Source organism: Arthrobacter sp. Y3221114, assembly GCF_059092625.1.
Genome location: NZ_JBNHHW010000008.1, coordinates 37,649 through 54,727 on the forward strand (window position 1 = coordinate 37,649; position 17,079 = coordinate 54,727).

General features: G+C 64.2%; 17 protein-coding genes. 5 read left to right on the plus strand and 12 right to left on the minus strand.

The genetic code is table 11. The features are described 5' to 3' along the window. Position 1: 1 nt before the first annotated feature. Entirely contained in the window at positions 2–973 is a 972-nt protein-coding gene (locus AC5RV3_RS15725) for a glucosyl-3-phosphoglycerate synthase (protein WP_494122918.1), read from the minus strand. Positions 974–1,176: 203 nt separating this feature from the next. On the opposite strand from AC5RV3_RS15725, the gene AC5RV3_RS15730 reads away from it, so the two are divergent. From AC5RV3_RS15730 to AC5RV3_RS15740, 3 genes are all read left to right on the plus strand, one after another. Beyond that, the gene (locus tag AC5RV3_RS15730) at positions 1,177–1,875 is read left to right on the plus strand and encodes a histidine phosphatase family protein (protein WP_494122919.1); all 699 of its coding nucleotides are present in this window, start codon (positions 1,177–1,179) and stop codon (positions 1,873–1,875) included. A gap of 150 nt (positions 1,876–2,025) precedes the next feature. Continuing rightward, positions 2,026–2,757 carry a hypothetical protein gene (locus AC5RV3_RS15735; protein WP_494122920.1) on the plus strand — a complete coding sequence of 244 codons (732 nt, stop codon included), beginning with the start codon at positions 2,026–2,028 and terminating at the stop codon, positions 2,755–2,757. Between the two features lie 481 nt (positions 2,758–3,238). Beyond that, positions 3,239–3,895, plus strand: coding sequence for a 4a-hydroxytetrahydrobiopterin dehydratase (locus AC5RV3_RS15740; RefSeq protein WP_494122921.1), 657 nt, complete (start codon positions 3,239–3,241; stop codon positions 3,893–3,895). A 656-nt stretch (positions 3,896–4,551) separates the two neighbouring features. Here the strand turns inward: AC5RV3_RS15740 and AC5RV3_RS15745 are convergent. The 3 genes from AC5RV3_RS15745 to AC5RV3_RS15755 all read right to left on the minus strand — a co-directional run bounded on the left by AC5RV3_RS15745 (position 4,552) and on the right by AC5RV3_RS15755 (position 7,100). Next, on the minus strand, positions 4,552–5,496 hold the full coding sequence (locus tag AC5RV3_RS15745; RefSeq protein WP_494122922.1) for an alcohol dehydrogenase catalytic domain-containing protein: 945 nt from the start codon (positions 5,494–5,496) through the stop codon (positions 4,552–4,554). 719 nt (positions 5,497–6,215) lie between these two features. Beyond that, entirely contained in the window at positions 6,216–6,827 is a 612-nt protein-coding gene (locus AC5RV3_RS15750; RefSeq protein ID WP_494122923.1) for an FMN-binding negative transcriptional regulator, read from the minus strand. A 93-nt stretch (positions 6,828–6,920) separates the two neighbouring features. Continuing rightward, positions 6,921–7,100: a hypothetical protein gene (locus AC5RV3_RS15755; RefSeq protein WP_494122924.1), complete on the minus strand. Its 180-nt coding sequence runs from the start codon at positions 7,098–7,100 to the stop codon at positions 6,921–6,923. A gap of 265 nt (positions 7,101–7,365) precedes the next feature. Here AC5RV3_RS15755 and AC5RV3_RS15760 point away from each other — a divergent pair, with 265 nt between their 5' ends. Then, the gene (locus AC5RV3_RS15760) at positions 7,366–9,204 is read left to right on the plus strand and encodes an FAD-dependent oxidoreductase (RefSeq protein WP_494122925.1); all 1,839 of its coding nucleotides are present in this window, start codon (positions 7,366–7,368) and stop codon (positions 9,202–9,204) included. A gap of 333 nt (positions 9,205–9,537) precedes the next feature. Here the strand turns inward: AC5RV3_RS15760 and AC5RV3_RS15765 are convergent, their stop codons facing one another. The 8 genes from AC5RV3_RS15765 to AC5RV3_RS15800 form a co-directional block, all read right to left on the minus strand. Then, a complete protein-coding gene (locus tag AC5RV3_RS15765) occupies positions 9,538–9,996 on the minus strand; it encodes a sortase domain-containing protein (protein ID WP_494112216.1) in 459 nt (152 codons plus the stop codon). A 275-nt stretch (positions 9,997–10,271) separates the two neighbouring features. After that, positions 10,272–11,045: a hypothetical protein gene (locus AC5RV3_RS15770; protein ID WP_494122926.1), complete on the minus strand. Its 774-nt coding sequence runs from the start codon at positions 11,043–11,045 to the stop codon at positions 10,272–10,274. Between the two features lie 91 nt (positions 11,046–11,136). Then, positions 11,137–11,751: a TetR/AcrR family transcriptional regulator gene (locus AC5RV3_RS15775; protein ID WP_494122927.1), complete on the minus strand. Its 615-nt coding sequence runs from the start codon at positions 11,749–11,751 to the stop codon at positions 11,137–11,139. 96 nt (positions 11,752–11,847) lie between these two features. Then, positions 11,848–13,035 carry an NAD(P)/FAD-dependent oxidoreductase gene (locus tag AC5RV3_RS15780; RefSeq protein ID WP_494122928.1) on the minus strand — a complete coding sequence of 396 codons (1,188 nt, stop codon included), beginning with the start codon at positions 13,033–13,035 and terminating at the stop codon, positions 11,848–11,850. After that, the gene (locus AC5RV3_RS15785; RefSeq protein WP_494122929.1) at positions 13,032–13,226 is read right to left on the minus strand and encodes a ferredoxin; all 195 of its coding nucleotides are present in this window, start codon (positions 13,224–13,226) and stop codon (positions 13,032–13,034) included. Before AC5RV3_RS15785 ends, AC5RV3_RS15780 begins: the two co-directional genes overlap by 4 nt. Beyond that, positions 13,223–14,395 (minus strand): cytochrome P450, encoded by a 1,173-nt coding sequence (locus tag AC5RV3_RS15790; protein ID WP_494122930.1) that lies wholly within the window; start codon positions 14,393–14,395, stop codon positions 13,223–13,225. The genes AC5RV3_RS15785 and AC5RV3_RS15790 overlap by 4 nt, the downstream gene beginning before the upstream one ends. A 305-nt stretch (positions 14,396–14,700) precedes the next feature. Further along, positions 14,701–15,123, minus strand: a complete 423-nt coding sequence (locus AC5RV3_RS15795) for a DUF1801 domain-containing protein (protein ID WP_494122931.1) — start codon at positions 15,121–15,123, stop codon at positions 14,701–14,703. 178 nt (positions 15,124–15,301) lie between these two features. Next, entirely contained in the window at positions 15,302–15,718 is a 417-nt protein-coding gene (locus AC5RV3_RS15800; RefSeq protein ID WP_494112209.1) for an ester cyclase, read from the minus strand. A 290-nt stretch (positions 15,719–16,008) separates the two neighbouring features. Here AC5RV3_RS15800 and AC5RV3_RS15805 point away from each other — a divergent pair, with 290 nt between their 5' ends. Beyond that, a complete protein-coding gene (locus AC5RV3_RS15805; protein ID WP_494122932.1) occupies positions 16,009–16,962 on the plus strand; it encodes a M20/M25/M40 family metallo-hydrolase in 954 nt (317 codons plus the stop codon). Positions 16,963–17,079: the final 117 nt, after the last annotated feature.

Consider the following 17,079-nt stretch of genomic DNA (forward strand, 5'->3'; position numbering starts at 1 on the left):
CTTAGGCCACGTGCCCGGTCGCGATCCGGTACTGGCCAATGTCCAGCATCGCCGGACGTTCGGACACTTCAACAGTGGAGGTTTCCCCGACGTAGTCCTCCCCCTCGCGCATGAACTGAGTCAGTTCGACGGCGGGAGGGGCAGCCGGGACCAAGCCACGGCGGTGCAGCCGGGCCTGCACGGTGAGCTGGATCTGCAGGGCCATCCGGGCCAGCTCAGCGTCGGTGGAGTTGCGGTGGCAGCGCTCACCGAGGTCCACCTGGGCCATCCCGTCCAGGCCCACGGCTTCCAGCACGTCAATCAGCATGCCGGTTTCCACCCCGTAGCCGGAGACGAAGGGTATGCGTTCGAGCAGGCTGCGCCGGCCGGCGTATTCTCCGGCGAGCGGTTGGACGATCCCGGCCAGTTCGGGCCAGAACAGGTTCAGCAGGGGGCGCGCCACCAGTTCCGTGACCCGGCCTCCGCCCGCGGGCATGATTCTGACGCCGTCGTCGAGCGGCCGGTCATAGTAGCTCTTGACGAAGTGGATCCGGGGATCGGTCAGCAGGGGGCCGATCAATCCGACGGCGAACTGCGCATCGAACCGGCGCAGGTCCGAGTCCATAAACACCAGAAGGTCGCCGCTGGAGACGGCCAGGGATTTCCACAAGGCTTCGCCCTTGCCCGGGTTGCATCCGGTGCCGGGCAGAATCAAGTCCTGGTGGGCAACTTTCGCGCCGGCGGCCGCCGCCACGGCGGAGGTGTCGTCCGTGGAGTTGGAATCGATCACGATGATCTCGTCCAAAAGCGGTACCGCCTCGACAAGTTCGGTGCGCAAAGCGGTCACGATCGACCCGACCGTCGCCGACTCGTTCTTGGCCGGAAGTACCACGCTGATCCGCTGGCCGTCCTTGCCTTCCACGAGTTCGTGTCGGTCAAAGCTTTTGCCTTGATAGTTTCTGCCGGAGAACCACTCCAGAACGTCTGCCCGCATTCCGGCTTCCTCTCATCGAGCGCCGGTTCATCCCCCAAGGCCGGCTGTCGGTAGGATCAAGTCGAAGCCTACGGGTCCGGATCCTGCTCTGTGAATAGTTTCCGCGAGATTGGCAGGGACGGCCGGCCCCCAGAAAGGGCGGCGGTTACCGGTGCAGACGGATCGGAACGTCTGCGCGACGGCGGCGGCAGTGAGGAGAATTGATGCAGCAGCAGGTCCCCGCCGGTCGCCACGTCCATCGACCCCGCCTGGTGCTGTGGCGGCACGGCCAGACCGAGTGGAACGTCTTGGAAAAAGCCCAGGGCCATGCCGACATCCCGCTCGATGCGACCGGTCGTGTCCAGGCCAAGCAGGCGGCCAGGCTGCTGGCAACGTTCCAACCCGCTTTCATCTGGTCCAGCGACCTGGAACGCGCCCGCCACACTGCTGGCGAACTGGCCGCGCTGACCGGGCTGGAACCGGTGCTGGACAAGCGGCTGCGCGAGTACGATGTGGGCATCAGGCAAGGCACCACATTCGCAGAGTTCCGGCAACAGCATCCAAGCATCTATGAGAAGTTCTTCCGTGAGGAGAACTACCGGGTCCCCGGAGCCGAACTGCCCTCCGAAGTAAACGCACGGATGAAGTCGGTCATGCAAGACGCCGCCGCAGCGCTGGGCCGGGGCGGCACGGGCGTCCTTGTGGGACACGGTGCCGCCCTCCGAAGCGGGCTGTTGGCCTTCTTCGACGCGCCGGCCCACATGCGCGAGATGTTTGCCGGCATGGCAAACTGCGCCTGGACGGTGCTGGAAAAGCACCCGGACCGCGGGTGGCAGGTCATCGACTACAACGCCCAAACCCTGCCCGATCCCTCCTCCGCCCTGGCGGACGAAATGCCGGCCGAACACGATGGCCAGGCGTAGGATCCAGCCTGCAAATCCGGAGGTTGAGACGAGGCATCCAATGCTGGAACAAGCTTTTTACAAGAGGACCAGTGAAGGATACGCCCTATGCCGCGCATCATGCCGGCACGTCCACGGCCGGTGACCGGCGAACCGAGGGAGACGGTAAGAATGGCACGCACAACCGGGGTTTACGCAGTGCTCCTGTCCACAATGCTGATGCTCACAGCCTGCGGAGGTGAAGCAGCCCCGGAAGGGACCGCCGAGCCGGCCGCCTCCCCTACCGCCCAATCGCCGCACCCCACCTCGGCGGCCAAGACATACACCAACGACGACCTCAAGGAAGTGATCGCGGGTCTGGGAGACGCGAAGGGCCAACAACTTTCAGTCGTTCCGGCAGCCCAAATCGATCAGGGACTCGCGGCCGCGAAGGAATTGCTGGCGAACGCGACGATCACCCCTAAAGCCTGTTCCATGTTCGCGACCGAACAGACCCAAATACCCGACGGCAGCACCTACGCCGCGGGAGCCAGCCAATCGGTCGAAGAAAAGTCCCAGACCGTCATCACCCTCGTCGCCGTCAAAGACGCGCAAGTCGTCGCCGACCAGCATGAACAAGCACAAGAATCCATGCAGCAGTGCGCCGACTTCGAAATCGAAGCGGAAGGACAGAAAATCAGCAGCAAGATCACCCCACTGGAAGTGACCACAGACGGTGAGCAGTCCCTCGGCTCCATCACCACCCAGAAGTTGCCGAACGGGCAAAGCCAGAAGGTCATGTCCGTAGCCGGAACGCAAGGGACCCTCGCGGCAACCGCCGTGAAAATCGGCCTCGACATCGAGGAAAAAGCACAGGACGAACTCATCAAACTCGTCAACGACGCCCTGGCCCAAAGCGAGTAATCAACGATGTGCCTAAAGGACAACATGACCTTGGAAGAGTCACCGACGGCTTATCCCCAAAGAGTCACGGGATCCCCACCAGACCCAAAGTACACAATATAGCCCCGTTCTCGGGTTTGTCTCCTGCGGTCGGAACGAGGCAAGCGCAATGACCAATCAACGAAACAGGCGCTGAGGCTTCTAGGAAAGGTATGGCATGACCCACCAGACTCCGGAACCGAGTCAAGACCCAGGTTCCGCCTCCCTAGTAACGTACCCCATGCCTCATCAGCAACAAGCTAAACCCGGTCGCTTGTTGGGGATAGCCGCGTTCACCCTGACATGAATCACCATATCTACAGGCTCCGGATATCGTTACACACAGCATTCCCGGTGACCGAGCCCCAAAGCGGAACCCACCCGGACTGGAGATCGCACCCCCGGGCATCCAAGATACTTTGGAAGGTTTCAAGCTCTAACTCGAAACCTGGAGGAGAAAGTTGTGCAAGCAAGAGATGTTCTGAACCAGGAGCAAATCCAAGCAAATCTGCTCCAGTTGCCGGAATGGCGCTACGGTTTGGGCGCTTTGCGGACCGCATTCAGATGTGAATCATCCGCAGCTGCCTTGGACCTGCTTTCCACCATTGGTGGGCTGGCACAGGAATCCGACCATCACCCTGATGTGGACTGGCGTTACGACACACTGTTCATCACGCTCACTTCGCACGATGCCGGAGACAGGGTGACGGCGCGTGACGTAACGTTGGCCCGTTCAATATCGAAGCAGGCCCAAGCCACTGGCGTCACGCCCCTCCCGGAACTCTTGCGTACGGTGGAGATAGCCATAGACACAGATGCCCCGGAAGCCATCTCGGAAGTTTGGCGAACTGCACTGGGCTACAAGATGCATGAAGACGGAAGCCTGATCGATCCCTATGGCAGGGGTCCGGCCATTTGGTTTCAGGAGTCCCAGAGTCCCAGCATGAATCGTTTTCACCTGGACGTCACGGTCCCCTTCAGCGAAAGCGCCTCGACTCTGGATGCCCTGGTAAGCGTTGGTGCAACACTCGATGATGAACATGCGCCCATGTGGGTAGTTGCCACTGATGCCCAAGGCAACCGCCTATGCATCAGTACTGAAGCCGGACGCGGCGACTAGACGGGGTAAATGCACGTTGCCACGGCCAGGGTCCGCAGCCTGACCTGGCCGCACCGGCAGCTGCCCGCCCCGCCGCCGATCGCCCGGCTGCTGGGAACAGGGTAATCAAAAACGAACCCCGCCATTTCGCCGCCCCCGACACTTTCTCTCCGACGAAGGCCAGTGCCTCTACAGCGTAATTGGCGTTCCCGCCGCATAGCAGCGAAATGCGACCGGCAATATGTTTGATTCCTGTCCACCATTGTGCTGTTTATGCAACCTTGGCGGTCCTGTATGGAAGACGATGAGGCAGCCGGTTGCCCAGCGACCATGCTGGACACGAGCCTCATGCTGTTCGCCATGCTGCTCACCCTCGTGGGCATCGCCCTGGCGCTCGTCTCACTGCTCCGCAGGCACCGATCATCAAGTCACAGCTAACAGCGCATATGTGGTTGATAGGCCATGAAGGATGACGCACATGAACTCACCACTCACTCGTCTTTTTCGAGAGCCTCGACCCTGAGCGGGTTTTGGAGAATGGTCGGTCGCGAGTGGGATGCAGGGCGGGAGTGCGCCGAAGTGATGCACTAATGCCTCGTGTTTGCTACGTCCTTCAGTCGCGTTTGTGGGGTCCCGTCGCGAGGGCAGGACCCCACAAGTCTTGGCTCAGCCTGTCATCACTGGTCGTAGCGTGCTACCAGGCGCCCTGAGACGCCTCCCTTGGCCAGGCGATCCAAGCCATCAGGGATGTCGTTGAAGCCAACGTTCGCAGACACGATTTCCAGCTGCCCGGAGTCGATCATCTGCAGCACGTTCTTCAGGTGCTCGGGGTTTCCGACCGGGGTGGACCCCTGAAGGGTGATGGCTCTGGTGATGAAGCCGAAGGACTCGAATTCGAAGTTGGTCTTCCCCAGGCCCACCAGAACGACCTTGCCGCCGTCCTTGACGGCATCGAAGGCGCCGACAGTGGTGGTGCCGAAGCCGGCGAAGTCAACCACGACATCCAGGCCTTCGCCCTTCAGTTCGCTGATGTCCTTGACCACGCGGGACACGCCGCGCTCCTTGGCGGCCTGCCAAACCTCTTCACGCGGCTCGATGCCGATCACTTCGGCACCCTTGATGACGGCGATCCTGGCGCCGGTTAGCCCGAGGCCGCCCAGCCCGATGATGCCCACACGCATGCCCTTCTCGACCCCGCCGTGGACAACCACGCCGCTATAGGAGGTGACCCCCGCATCGGTCGCTGCGGCCGCCTGGGACCACTCCACGTTGGCGGTCTTGTGCACCAGGCTTTCGACCTTTCCGATGACGTATTCACCGAAGCCGCCATCACGGGTGACGCCGGGAGCATCCGATGCAACCACTCCTTGGGCGACTTCGTCGCCCACCTTGAACCCGGTGACACCTTCACCGACTTCCTCAACGACGCCGGCCACTTCATGTCCCAGCACGATGGGCAGGTCGACAATGATGGGGATTTCGCCTTGCACGTATCCGACATCACTGTGACAGATGCCGGCGGCAGTGACCTTTATAAGCACCTCACCTGGTCCGGGTGAGGGCTTGTCCAGGTCCTGAAGCTTTAGATCCTGGTTGATTCCTTCCATAACCCATGCCTGCATGGTTCCTCCTTCAGCATGTGTACGCACACTATTTACATGCGTATGCATCGACTCTAGGCTTCTCCACTTTGTACCGCAACTTTGACCTCTATTCCTGCACGCCCCAACAGAACCGCGTCCGCGTCGGGTTTTCGGCACCGACAAGACCGGTATCCCCGTCGGCCGCGCCGGTACCGCTGCCTTCACCGCCGCCCAGGTCGACGGCACTACCGCCGGCGGCGCCCCCTCCGCCATGAGCAGCAGCAAGGAACCCGTTACCGCAGCAGAAACCCGGACCGATGACGGTCCGGGCTACGTAGTTTCCTGTCAGCCGCAGTCGCCGCCGCCGCCTCCGGCATCTCCTCCGTAGGCAGTGGCTCCGAAAGCTCCCGTGCTGGCTGCATCCGTGCTTACGGGAGCCCGGGCACTCTTTACTGGTCGGCGGTCAGCGCGGGCACCAAGAACAACCCAGGCAATACACGCCGCACAAAGGATTGCAATGATGATGGCGAATTCCATGCCGGTCTCCTGTCGTTGAGCTCAGCGTATGGGCGGAATGAGTTGGGGGCAACAGTTCCGCGTTTTCTTTGTCCGGTGACGGTTACGGAAAGCTCCGCCCATATGGAAATCAGCACAGGCGCAAACGCTGCCCCCGGCGAGGCCGAGCAGCTGGCCGAACTTTTGCGCCCCGCAAATACTAGTCCCCCCGATGGTCGGTAAGGGATGGCCGGGATCCTCGTCTAGTCGGCACGCGGGAGGTGGATTCGTTTCATCTCGTGGGCGAGGTGAGGGTTTTGCTGATCCATATGGGCGATCACATTCTGCACCACGTCCGGTTGCTTGTTCTGGCTGAGTTTGGCCCTCGCGTCGAAGCGATCTACGCGCATCCGCAGTCCGACGGTACCCTTCGCCGCGCGACGGGTTCCCTGTTCGTCTTCGCTCAAATGCCTGCCGCCCGGATGGTGCTGCTCAAAGTGCTCGGTGAGACGCGTGAGCATTTCGTAGTTCTCGTCGTCGCTGAGAATTCCCGGGATGCCGTAAAGATGTGCGGTGAGGTGGTTCCAGGTGGGCACGACATCTCCGGCCGCGTACCAGCTGGGGGAAACGTAATTGTGCGGACCTTGGATGATGACAAGGATCTCGTGCCTGCCAAGTTCGTGCAGGGTGTCGTCCGGCCGGCCGAAGTGGCTGACGATTGAGATCTCGTCGCGGTCTTCCTCGAGCAGCACCGGGTAGTGGGAAGCGATCAGTCCGGCGCTTGTGGCGGAAACAAAGGTGGCCCAAGGGTGCCTCCGGATGAGGCGCTTGACTTCGTTGGGGTCCGTCATGAGGTAGCTGGGTGTGTGGCGCATCAGGTGTTTTCCTTTCGGTTCAGGTGATGGAGGGGGCGCCGGAGACGCCTTGCCCGATTGGTACGGCATGCCATGGAGTTTCCTTCCGCGAGTTCAGGCGAGACTTAGGACGATGACGCCGAGGACGAGTGCTGTCACGACGACGGCACCGAGCAGTACGGCGTTGGCGGCCCGAGGGAGATGTTCGCCCGGAGCGAGTGCGATGCCGGGGCCAGGAGGTGTCTCCCACGGTCCTGCCGGCGAACTGCTGACAGCGAAGTCGGTGGCTGCCAAGGTCCGAAATCGGATCGAACGCACTCCCGGAATTCGACACTTGGCATGGTCCTTGATGTGATGGAGACGGAGGAGCGGATAGTTGACATGTCAACTATCCGCATTAGAGTGGATGCATATGCATGTACTGCATGTACTCGTCCTGGACCTGCATCGGTTCGCACTCCCGAGGGCTGCTGCGGCAAGCGGCCCGCGCATGGACTTCTGCAGCGCGGCGCTGAACCGGTGAGGCCAGGTGACGGGGACTATCTGTAAGGAGGAAATCGTGGTTGACAGTTCGACTCGGCACAGCGGCTCCATCGGGACAGTATCCCAAAAGGGCATCCCCGACGAGGTAGATGTAGTGATCGTCGGTTCCGGCGGGGCTGGCCTGATGGCGGCGCTCACCGCTGCCAGGGAGGGCGCAAGGGTTCTCGTTGTCGAGTCCCGGGAACTCGTCGGAGGCGCCACCGGCATCTCCGCGGGTGCCGCCTGGATCCCCAACCACGGCTTCTCGACCAAGGACCTCAAGGTCAAGGACAACCTGGACCAGGCCCGGCGCTACATCTACGGCCAAGGTCGGGACAAGGTTCTCGACCACGACCTGGTGGAGAGTTTCCTGGAAGCCGGACCCCACGTCGCCCGCTTCATCGAAGAGCACACCTCCTTCGGGTGGATCCCGACCATCTGGCCGGACTACCGCTCCGACATCGACGGCGCGTCCGTCGGCCGGGCGCTCTTCCCCGGGCCCTACTCCCCCGAGGGACTGGGAGAGGCCGCAAAGTACGTGCGGCCGGCCCTCACGACGGGCATGGCCAAGAACCCGCTCCCGTTCTGGTTGCTGGGCGGCATCGGCATCGACGACGTCTGGCTCGCGGGACCGGCACTGGTCGGCGCCCTGCTCGAGGGTAGCCTGCGCAACGGCGTCGACGTACGTGTTGAGGCGCCCGCAGTCCGGCTCGTGACGGACGAGTCGGGCGTGCAGGGAATTGTCGTACGAGCCGACGGCGGGGAGCACACGGTGCGCGCCACCAAGGGTGTCCTGCTGGCCAGCGGCGGGTTCGAAAGCTCGGACGAGGTCACCACCACCTACCTCGACGCGCCCTTCGGCGTGCAGGTCTCACCGAAGGGCCACGACGGCATCGCGGTGCAGTTGGCCAACGAAGTGGGCGCCGACCTGACCGGGATGGAGGACGCCTGGTGGATGCCCGGCGTGCAACTGCCCGGTGAAGAGTTGGAAGGCCAGCCGCTCAGCCGCGTGTTCCTCGGTGAGCGGGCGCTGCCGCACAGCATCATGGTGAACAGCAAGGGCGAGCGCTTCGCGAACGAGGCGCTGGCCTACGACCAGTTCGGGCAGATCATGCGCGAGGTTGACCCGGAGACGGGCACCATGCCTAACGCCACCGCGTGGCTGATCTTCGACCAGAACTACTGGGAGAAGTTCGGGATCTTCGGCATCACCCCGGGCGGAGAAGTGCCCGAGTACCTCCAGCGCGCCAATACCCTCTCGGAACTGGCGGCCAAGATCGGCGTCGACGAGGTGGGACTGCTCCGCACCGTCGACCGCTTCAACCCCGAGGCCGCACGGGGACGCGACCCGCAGTTCAACCGCGGTGAGACGATGTTCGACCGCTACTTCGGTGCCTACTATCCGCGGCTGGGCAAGAACTCGCCGGACGCGCGCTTCCCCGCCGCCACCGCAAAGGCCAGGGTGCTCATCGCCAAGGCCGTCGGTCCGATTGCGAGCAAGCTCGCCGGCCGGGTGGCAAAGAGGAACGACCCCGAACGCCTCCGTTCCTTGGTGGTCAAGCCCCTGGCGAAGATCATCCGGCCGGTGCTGAAGAGCCCGAAGTCGAGCGTGCTGGGGCCCGTCGACACGGCCCCCTTCTACGCGCTCCAGGTCGAGGCTAGCGCACTCGGCACCGTCGGCGGCCCGCAGACCGATGCACTCGGGCGCGCGCTGAACACCGAGGGCAAGGTCATCAAGGGCCTGTACGCCGCCGGCAACGCGGGCGGAGCCCCCACAAAGGGGTTCTACGGAGGCGCCGGCGGGACGATCTCGCTCGGACTGGTGTTCGGCTACTTGGCGGGACGCGAAGCAGCTCGACGGCAGGATAACGCCTGAGCATTCGTTGGTGCCCTCGACCGACGAAACGGCGGTCGAGGGCACCCCGCACGGGCGGACCTTTACTGCTGTGATGGGCATGCCCAAAAAGCTCCCCTAGTCCTGCAGTAGCCAATACCGGGGTGCTCTGGCGGGGCCGCGCCTCCCGTGGGAGGTGCGGCCCCGCATCATTGCTTGCGTGCCGCGACCGCAATGGAAGCTGATCAGCCCGTCCCAATGATTTGGCTACCGCGCCGGCGCCGGCTGGCCGACGGATGTCGCTGCGTGGAGACGTGCCGGCCATTTGGTTCTTGCGGCGTTTCAACTGAGCCCACGCTGCGTTGTCGGCTGCATTCAGCCCTTGTCCCCCGCGCCTCCGGTGGCGACGGCAAGTTTTCCGTAGGCAACAAGGTTGTCTTCGAACCTGCCGTTATCTGGGTTGTACCCGTCGCAGGTGATGAGCCGAATCTCTGCTTGCTTGGTGTTCCCGTACACCTGCAGGGCTGGGAAGCTGTCTTTGGCATAGCGCTTGATGACCGTCAGCCGGAAGACCGCGGTCGTGCCGTCCTCACGCTCCACCCTGACTTCGTCTCCAGGTACCAGTTCCTGCAGCCTGGCGAAAACACCCGGGCCCCCGCCCAGGGAGTTGACGTGGCCCAAGAGGATCGAGGGCCCCCTTTCCCCCGGCGTCGGCGAATTGATGTACCACCCTGCCGGGGAACCGGCCTCTTCGGGCGGCACCTCCAAGGTGCGATCCTCCTGCTGTGCGAGGTCGATGATGTCGCTGCGAAGTCCGATACGGGGAATGCTCAAAGCTGAAGGCCGGGCTTTCTCCATAACGAGGGAATCGCCGCCGGTAGCTGGGACGGCGGCTTGGGGCGTGGCTGTGCCTCTGTCAGCTTGTTCCGGCTTTTGCCCCGGTTCAGGCCGTTGGGCGGGGCGAGGAGCCTGCTCGACGGCGGTGCTCGAGGGTGCGGAGGTCGGGGGTGACCCGGTAGCGGAGGGTGCAGCGCACCCCGGCATCATGGCCAGGACAAGGGCCAGCCCGGCGAAAAAGGCTGGCCTTGTCCTTGCCGTCTTCACGTCGATCAGTCCTTGGAAGCGGAACGCCTGCGTGCGACGGCCGCCGTCGCGCCAGCGGCAAGCAGAACTCCCAGACCTGCGGCGACGGATATTGCGCTTCCGTCTGTTTGCGTACGGGTCTCGATGCCTGTGTCGGGGGCACCGCCAGGCATCGGCCCGGTCATCTGGGAAGCAACCAGGGTTCCGCAGGCCGCGGAAAGTGTGGCGGCCAGCGGCAGCCCCGGGGCTTCAGGGCTCATTTGTTGCTGGGCAGCCGGAGGGAGCCTGTTCGGGTCTACGCCGTGGACCTCCACCGTTGCCGTTCCGGCCTGAATCGCCTGTATTGTTGCCGAATCCAAGGTCAGGGTCCGCTCATAGGTGTAGGCCCCGCCGGCGGGGAAGCGGTCGGTTGCCACCATCGAGGCCGGGCTTGTGTCCCCCTGGACCGTCAGCGAGGTACTGACCGCACCGGCGTAAGGTTCGCCCTCGGGTGAACTGACGACACCATCGCCGTCGGTGTCTGCTGCCGGTCCTGGGCACAACCCCTGGCCGCCGATGTGAATGTGCTGGCCGTGCGGGAACGGCGCGTTCATCCAGATTTCCGCGGCGCCCGAGACGTTCATGCTGACCGTTGCCTGCTGCCCGTGTATCTCGATCATCGCCTGTCCGGCGGTTCCGCTGTTGTTAGCCGGTGCAAGGTCAGCCTGCCACACGCCGTCCTGCGCTACGGCCGGCCCGGCCGCGAAAGCCATCGCGCCAAGCGCGACGGCAGGGGCAATGAGAAGAGTCTGTGCCTTCATGATGTAGGCCTCTCAGTAAATAGTAAGGGTGCTTACGGTTCTCCCGTGCGTCACACCCTAATCCAACGCCCTCAATCTGAAAAGTCTTTACTCAGCCTTCGTCGCAGAGCAGGTGGTACCAGCTTTCCGCGAGGACCCCGAGCGCCTGGTCACGGTTTGGTTTTGATGTGCGGCTCGTCCAGAGGGTGGAGACGTAGTTGAGCTGGGTGAACGCGAGCGTTCCGCGGACGTGGTGCGTCTCCTCCGAGAAGCGGCCGGCCTGCCCCATGCCGCGGACGAGGTCGGAGACCACTTCCTCACGCCAGTCCATGATCAGGGCCCGCACTCCGCGGTCGACGGCGGCAGCCTCGTCGAGGACGTCCAGGTAGGGGCGGAAGACGGGCCAAAGTGCCGCGCGCGACTCGAGCCAGTCGAGGATACCCGCGAGATCGCCCGCGCGGACCACGTCCACGAGCTCGGGGGCCGTCGACGCGTGGTCGGGTCCGCCGGCGCGGTCAAGGACCGCATTCACCCGGGCCATGAAGTCCCTCATCAGGTCGCTCCGCGAGGGGTAGTGGGCGTAGAAGGTCACCCTGGTAGTGCCGGCAGCGGCGGCGATATCGTCGATCGTCGTCGCGGCGTATCCCTTGTCGATAAAGAGTTCGAGCGCCCGTTCGACGATCCGGTCGCGGGTCAGCTGCTTCTGGGCTTCTCGCAGCGACGGCATGAGGCAATCCTCTCCGTGGTGCAGGGACGCCAATCCGATAGAACGGCACCCCTGCTGCCGCTGGAACCCTGACGTGCTGTCAGGAGCAACACCTGCTCACAGCTTTACCGGCGTAACCGGTTGCAGCGCCGAGGGTCCCGTGTTGGCGAGGCGGCGCAATTTGGGAATGGGGATGCGGTAGTTGATCGCCGCCGCGGTCCCACGGCCGGCGTCCGCGTTCTCCCAGCGCAGCAGCATCGAGTCGGTCTCGCCGCCCGGCTCCAGGTAGTCCGGCGCCCCGGTTACGGGTGTGAAGCCGATCGCCTTAAGGGACAGCCCGAATCCTTCGGTCCAGAAGTACGGTTGGAAGTCGAGCTCTGGCGCCGCGTCGCCGTGGAGCAGGCCGGCAGCCGCGACCTTGGCCTGGTCGATGGCGCTGGTCCACAACGGCACGCGCCCTACGCCGCGGCCGGTCGGGAAGAACGCCACGTCACCGGCGGCAACAACGTCCGGCCGGACCCGGCCGCGTGAATCGACGCGCAGCGCCCCGTCGACGAGAAGACCCGAACCGGTCAGCCAGTCGATGTTGGGCTCGTCGCCGATGGCGGTGACGACGAGGTCCGCCTCAAGCTGGGTGCCGTCGGCGAGGGCAACCCGCGTCCCCGAGCCGGAGTCAACGAGTCGCGCCCTGCTGCCGCTGACAAACCGCAGTCCGCGCCGGACGGCGGCAGACGTGAAGAGCTCGGACAGGTGGTCGCCGAGTTGGCGCGAGAGGGGCTTCACCTCGGAGACCAGCGTGACGTCGCAGCCTACATGCAGACAGCCCGAGGCGACCTCCATGCCCAGCGGTCCGCCGCCGACCACGATCACCGAGGGGCGGCCCGCGACCCGCTGCTTGAGCGCCACCGCGTCCTCGATCGTGCGCAGGGTGAGCTCCCGGGGAGCGCCCTCGGGCGGAGGGCCCGCCGCGAGCCGCTTGGCCCGTGAACCGGAGGCGATGACCAGGCCGTCGTAGGGCAGCTCATAGCCGCCGTCGGTCCGGACGATCTTGGCTTCCGGGTCGATGCCTGCCGCGCTGACACCGAGAAGTTCGGTCGCTTCGTGGGTTGGCTCGGGCAGCTCGTGGGCTTGCAGCCCGCCGTCGCCATGCAGCAGCGCCTTCGACAGCGCCGGACGGCTGTACGGGTGGTGCGGCTCGGCGCCGACGACGGTCAACTCGCCGTCGAACCCGTGCGAGCGAAGGGAGTCGCAGGCGGTGAGTCCGGCGATGCCGTTGCCGACGACGACGATCCGCCGCATCGTCATTTTTCCGCCAGCCGCAACGCGGCGACCGGACACACCCGTACCGCGGCCTTCGCAGCGGCCAACTCCGCCCCGTCGACCTCGGGGACGTCGATCACCAATTCGCCGTCGTCGTCCAGATGCATGAGCTTCGGTGCGGCTTCCTCGCAGAGTCCGTGCCCTTCGCAGCGGGGGCGGTCAAGTTGGATCCTCACACTGCCACCACCTTCACGACGTCGAGCCGTTCGTGGCTGCGGGTGATGTTGCTGGGCACCCGGACCTCGTCCCCGAGTTCCAACACCTTCGCCCGACGGGCCAAGGCCTCGATGATCGCGTGGGCCTCAAGCTTCGCCAGGCCCTGGCCTGCGCACCCGTGCGGCCCGTAGCCGAAGGTGAGATGGTCCACCGGGTTGCGCGTGACGTCGAAGACGTCGGGATTCTTATAGTGCCGCGGGTCGCGGTTGCCGGCACCGAACAGGATGCCCACCTGGGCTCCTGCCGGAACGGTTGCTCCATCAATTTCGACGTCGCGGGTCGCGGTCCGGCCCCAGATGTGGATCGGGGGCCAGTAGCGCAGCACCTCGGCGAACGCTGCGGGCACGAGCTCCGGGTTCTGGCGGACGAGCTCGAGCTGCTCAGGATGGCGGCCGAAGAGTGCGACGATGTTCCCGATGGAGGCGATCGTGGTGTCGACGCCGGCGCCCAGGTACTGGTGGATGATATGCCCGGCGGCCCCCTCCGGGATGTCGCCGCGGGTCTCGGCGTCGAAGATGCCGCGCCCGATCGACCCCGGCACAAGGTCCTCGGCGGTGACGGAGGAGCACCAGCCGTAGAGCTCGCCGGCGATCGGAAAGTTCTCCTGGGTGCGGTGGTTCATCGGTCCGAGGACCTGCATCGCGGCCTGCCCCCAGCGCAGCATGTTGTCCTTCACATGGCCGCTGAAGCCGATGAGGTCGGCGACGATTTCGAGCGGGAAGGCGCGTGCCAGCGAGTCGATGGCTTCGAAGCTGCCGCTGGCGACGAGCTCGGCGACGAGCTTGTCCGCTTTCTCGTCGATGGTGACCTTCAGTCCGCGCAGAGCGCGCGGCGTGAGGTTCTCCGACAGGGTCGCGCGCAGCTGGGTGTGCGTTGGCGGGTCGGAGGCCAGCGAGGTGCCCTGCAATGCCTCGTTCACCATCGGGTTGAAGCCAAGGCTGGTGGATGAGAACGTCTCCGGATCGGCGAGGGCGTCGCGGATGATGTCGTAGCGGGTCAGAACGTACAGGTCATTCTTCGGGAGGTGGACGACTCCGGCCTGCTCGCGCAGGGCGGCGTAGGTGCTGTAGGGGTCGACGAGGACGTCGTCATCCCAAATGTCGATGTCTGCTTCGATCGGTGCGGTCACGGTGTGCTCCTTTGATCGTCCGGGGTGCGGGTTCGGAAGCGGACGATGCGGACGCCCATAGCTTCGGAGAGCCGCGCCTCGGTAGTGAGGCGTGGAACACAGTCTGCCCCGACGCTTTACAGCGTGTCAAGTAGAATTATGGCGTGCATCACCGAATAACACACTGTAACTCGGCGGAGCCAGTGCTGCGGAGTTGATAGCAAAGGCTAGGAACCGATGACTCCTGCGGCACGGTTTCTTGCCCTGATCTTGCACAGCGCGGGAGCACGCGGCGGCTTAGAAACGTGGCGCGCTCTTCAGTGCGCCTAGCGCAGTGGCGACCGTGTCTCGGCGAGCGAGCGCTCCAGCAGCTCGCGCAGCGCGCTGCGATCCACCCCCGCCAACCGCGTGAGGTAGAGGCAGGCCTTGCTCGCTCGGTGCTTGCCGAGCCGGGCCACTAGGTCGGGCCAGCGCTCCGAGAAATCGTTGACGAGGTAGATCGTGTGCTTGGTCCGACCCGGCGCGAAGGCAAGCAGGGGAGCACGGCCCCCGTGCCCGGTCTCGTAGCGGTACTCGTACTCTCCAAAACCTATGATGCGGCCGGCCCACACGACCGGCTGCTCGCCGCTGATCTCGCCAAAGATCGCGAGCAGTTCGTCGGCCTCGGCGCGCCGAGGGCCCAGGGCGCGATCGAGTACCTCCGCAACCGGCAGGTCGGACGGTGACATTGCGGGCGGCTTCGCTGCCATGGGGTTTTCCTCGCGATCGTGCTTGGATAACCCAGAGTACTACGGCGGTGTTTGGGCTCCGGTGGAGGTGCAGTCATCCATCCATGCCTTGTACTCGACCTGCCTGCCGGAACCGCAGTCGAGGGACAGAGGACCTAAGGCGCACCTACACCGAGGCCCTTTTGTGCGTTGCGGACAGCTACATCTGGACGGCGCCGATCTGCTGAAGCATCTTTAGCGTGTCAGTCGATCCCCAATGCTCGACCACCTTACCGTCCTGGATGCGGACCATGTCGATACCGCTGAACTCCACTGTATTGCCGGTGGGAGCCGTACCCATGAGCTCGCCCTGGTGAGTGCCGGTGAGGACGACACGGGCTGCCTCCAGGTCCCCGTCGACCATCGTAGGCTCGATGGCCTTCACACTGATGTCGGGAAAAGCCGACCTGAACATGTTGACGTAGAACCTGATGCCCTCCAGGCCGGGCGGCTGCCCGGGCATGGGCTCTTCATGATCGGTGTAGTTTTCGCTGCCCAACTCGTCGATCAGGTCAAGATCCCCTCTCTCCAAAATCTCCCGGTAGAACCGCTCGATCAGTCCTGATCCGCCTGCCATTTCCGATTCCTTTCCTGGTTCGAAATTCCCCCGTTTCAATGCTCCCACCGGCGACACTGCGACACGCCGTCAGGATGACTCCTCGCGGTCGCCGCACCTGCGAGTTTGCGGGGTGTGGGCCGGCGGGTGATCCGGCCGGTGGGGATGAACGAAGCCTTCCCCGTACCGAGATGTTTCGACTGGTGTTTGTTTTGATCCCCACGCCCGCAGACCGGCCACCAGAGTATCGCCTGACCTGCACCGCGAGGGTAGACTGCCACCGTCTCCGTGTCGTACTGGATAGGGACGATATGAAGCTGAGCCGGCGCCTGAGATCAGGTCTCGTCATTTCACCGGGTAAGGTTCCCGCCGCCTACGAGCACCTGCAGAAGTTCCAGGCGCTGGCCGAGGAGCACGGCGACCGCGCCACCGGCACCTCCGGGTACGAGGCCGCGGCCCAGTACCTCGAACGCCAACTCGCCAGCGCCGGATATCGCAGCACGCGCCAGTACTTCACCTTCAAACACCGCGGCGAGCAGATCGAGACCTTCAACATCCTCGCCGAGACCGCATCCGGCAGCGACGAGAACGTGATCTTGCTCGGGGCCCACCTCGACGGGGTGCCGGGCTGTCCGGCGATCAATGACAACGGCTCCGGGGTGGCGGCCGTGTTGGAGGCCGCCAAAGCGCTCGGCCGGCAGGAGGGCCTCAGCAACACGGTGCGCTTTGCCTGGTGGGGGGCCGAGGAGTACAAAAAGGAGTACGGGTCCCGGCACTACGTCAAGCACCTGGCCAAGAGCGACAGCGAGGCACTCGACAGGATCGCTGCCTACTTGAACTTCGACATGATCGCCTCACCCAACCCCATCATCGGGGTCTACGACGCACGGGACCCCAAGCCCCATCACGACGTGCCCGAAGGTTCGACGGAGATCATGGACGTCTTCACTGACTACTTCGACACCCACGACCAGCCCTGGGTCGCCACCGATTGGGACATGGACTCGGATCAGTTGTCGTTCGTCAAGAAGGGGGTCGCCGTGGGCGGGTTGTACACCGGAGACGACGAGAAGAAATCCACCAAGCAGGCCCGCCTCTTCGGCGGCACCGCGAAGCGGCCCTGCGATCCGAACTATCACCGGCCAGGCGATGACCTCAGTAACGTCGATTTAAAAGCGCTGAGCCTGATGACCGACGCCATCACCCACGCCGCCATCCGCCTGGCCCACGACCACGGCGCCCTCAAGCCAGCGGGGCACAAGTAGGACGTGCCAACTAACTATGCGCTATTTGAACAGTAGGTCCACGAGACACCTGTCGTGAGGATCCGATAGCTGGGTGATAACCAGCTTGAGCAAGATGACAACTGGGCTGAGACCCTA

What these genes read in the sequence shown, in the direction of transcription:
- AC5RV3_RS15745 (WP_494122922.1), bottom strand. Translation starts at nt 5,496, where the DNA reads ATGCAGGCATGGGTTATGGAAGGAATCAACCAGGATCTAAAGCTTCAG.
- AC5RV3_RS15775 (WP_494122927.1), bottom strand. Translation starts at nt 11,751, where the DNA reads ATGCCGTCGCTGCGAGAAGCCCAGAAGCAGCTGACCCGCGACCGGATC.
- AC5RV3_RS15770 (WP_494122926.1), bottom strand. Translation starts at nt 11,045, where the DNA reads ATGAAGGCACAGACTCTTCTCATTGCCCCTGCCGTCGCGCTTGGCGCG.
- AC5RV3_RS15805 (WP_494122932.1), top strand. Translation starts at nt 16,009, where the DNA reads ATGAAGCTGAGCCGGCGCCTGAGATCAGGTCTCGTCATTTCACCGGGT.
- AC5RV3_RS15730 (WP_494122919.1), top strand. Translation starts at nt 1,177, where the DNA reads ATGCAGCAGCAGGTCCCCGCCGGTCGCCACGTCCATCGACCCCGCCTG.
- AC5RV3_RS15735 (WP_494122920.1), top strand. Translation starts at nt 2,026, where the DNA reads ATGGCACGCACAACCGGGGTTTACGCAGTGCTCCTGTCCACAATGCTG.
- AC5RV3_RS15750 (WP_494122923.1), bottom strand. Translation starts at nt 6,827, where the DNA reads ATGCGCCACACACCCAGCTACCTCATGACGGACCCCAACGAAGTCAAG.
- AC5RV3_RS15800 (WP_494112209.1), bottom strand. Translation starts at nt 15,718, where the DNA reads ATGGCAGGCGGATCAGGACTGATCGAGCGGTTCTACCGGGAGATTTTG.
- AC5RV3_RS15725 (WP_494122918.1), bottom strand. Translation starts at nt 973, where the DNA reads ATGCGGGCAGACGTTCTGGAGTGGTTCTCCGGCAGAAACTATCAAGGC.
- AC5RV3_RS15795 (WP_494122931.1), bottom strand. Translation starts at nt 15,123, where the DNA reads ATGGCAGCGAAGCCGCCCGCAATGTCACCGTCCGACCTGCCGGTTGCG.
- AC5RV3_RS15780 (WP_494122928.1), bottom strand. Translation starts at nt 13,035, where the DNA reads ATGACGATGCGGCGGATCGTCGTCGTCGGCAACGGCATCGCCGGACTC.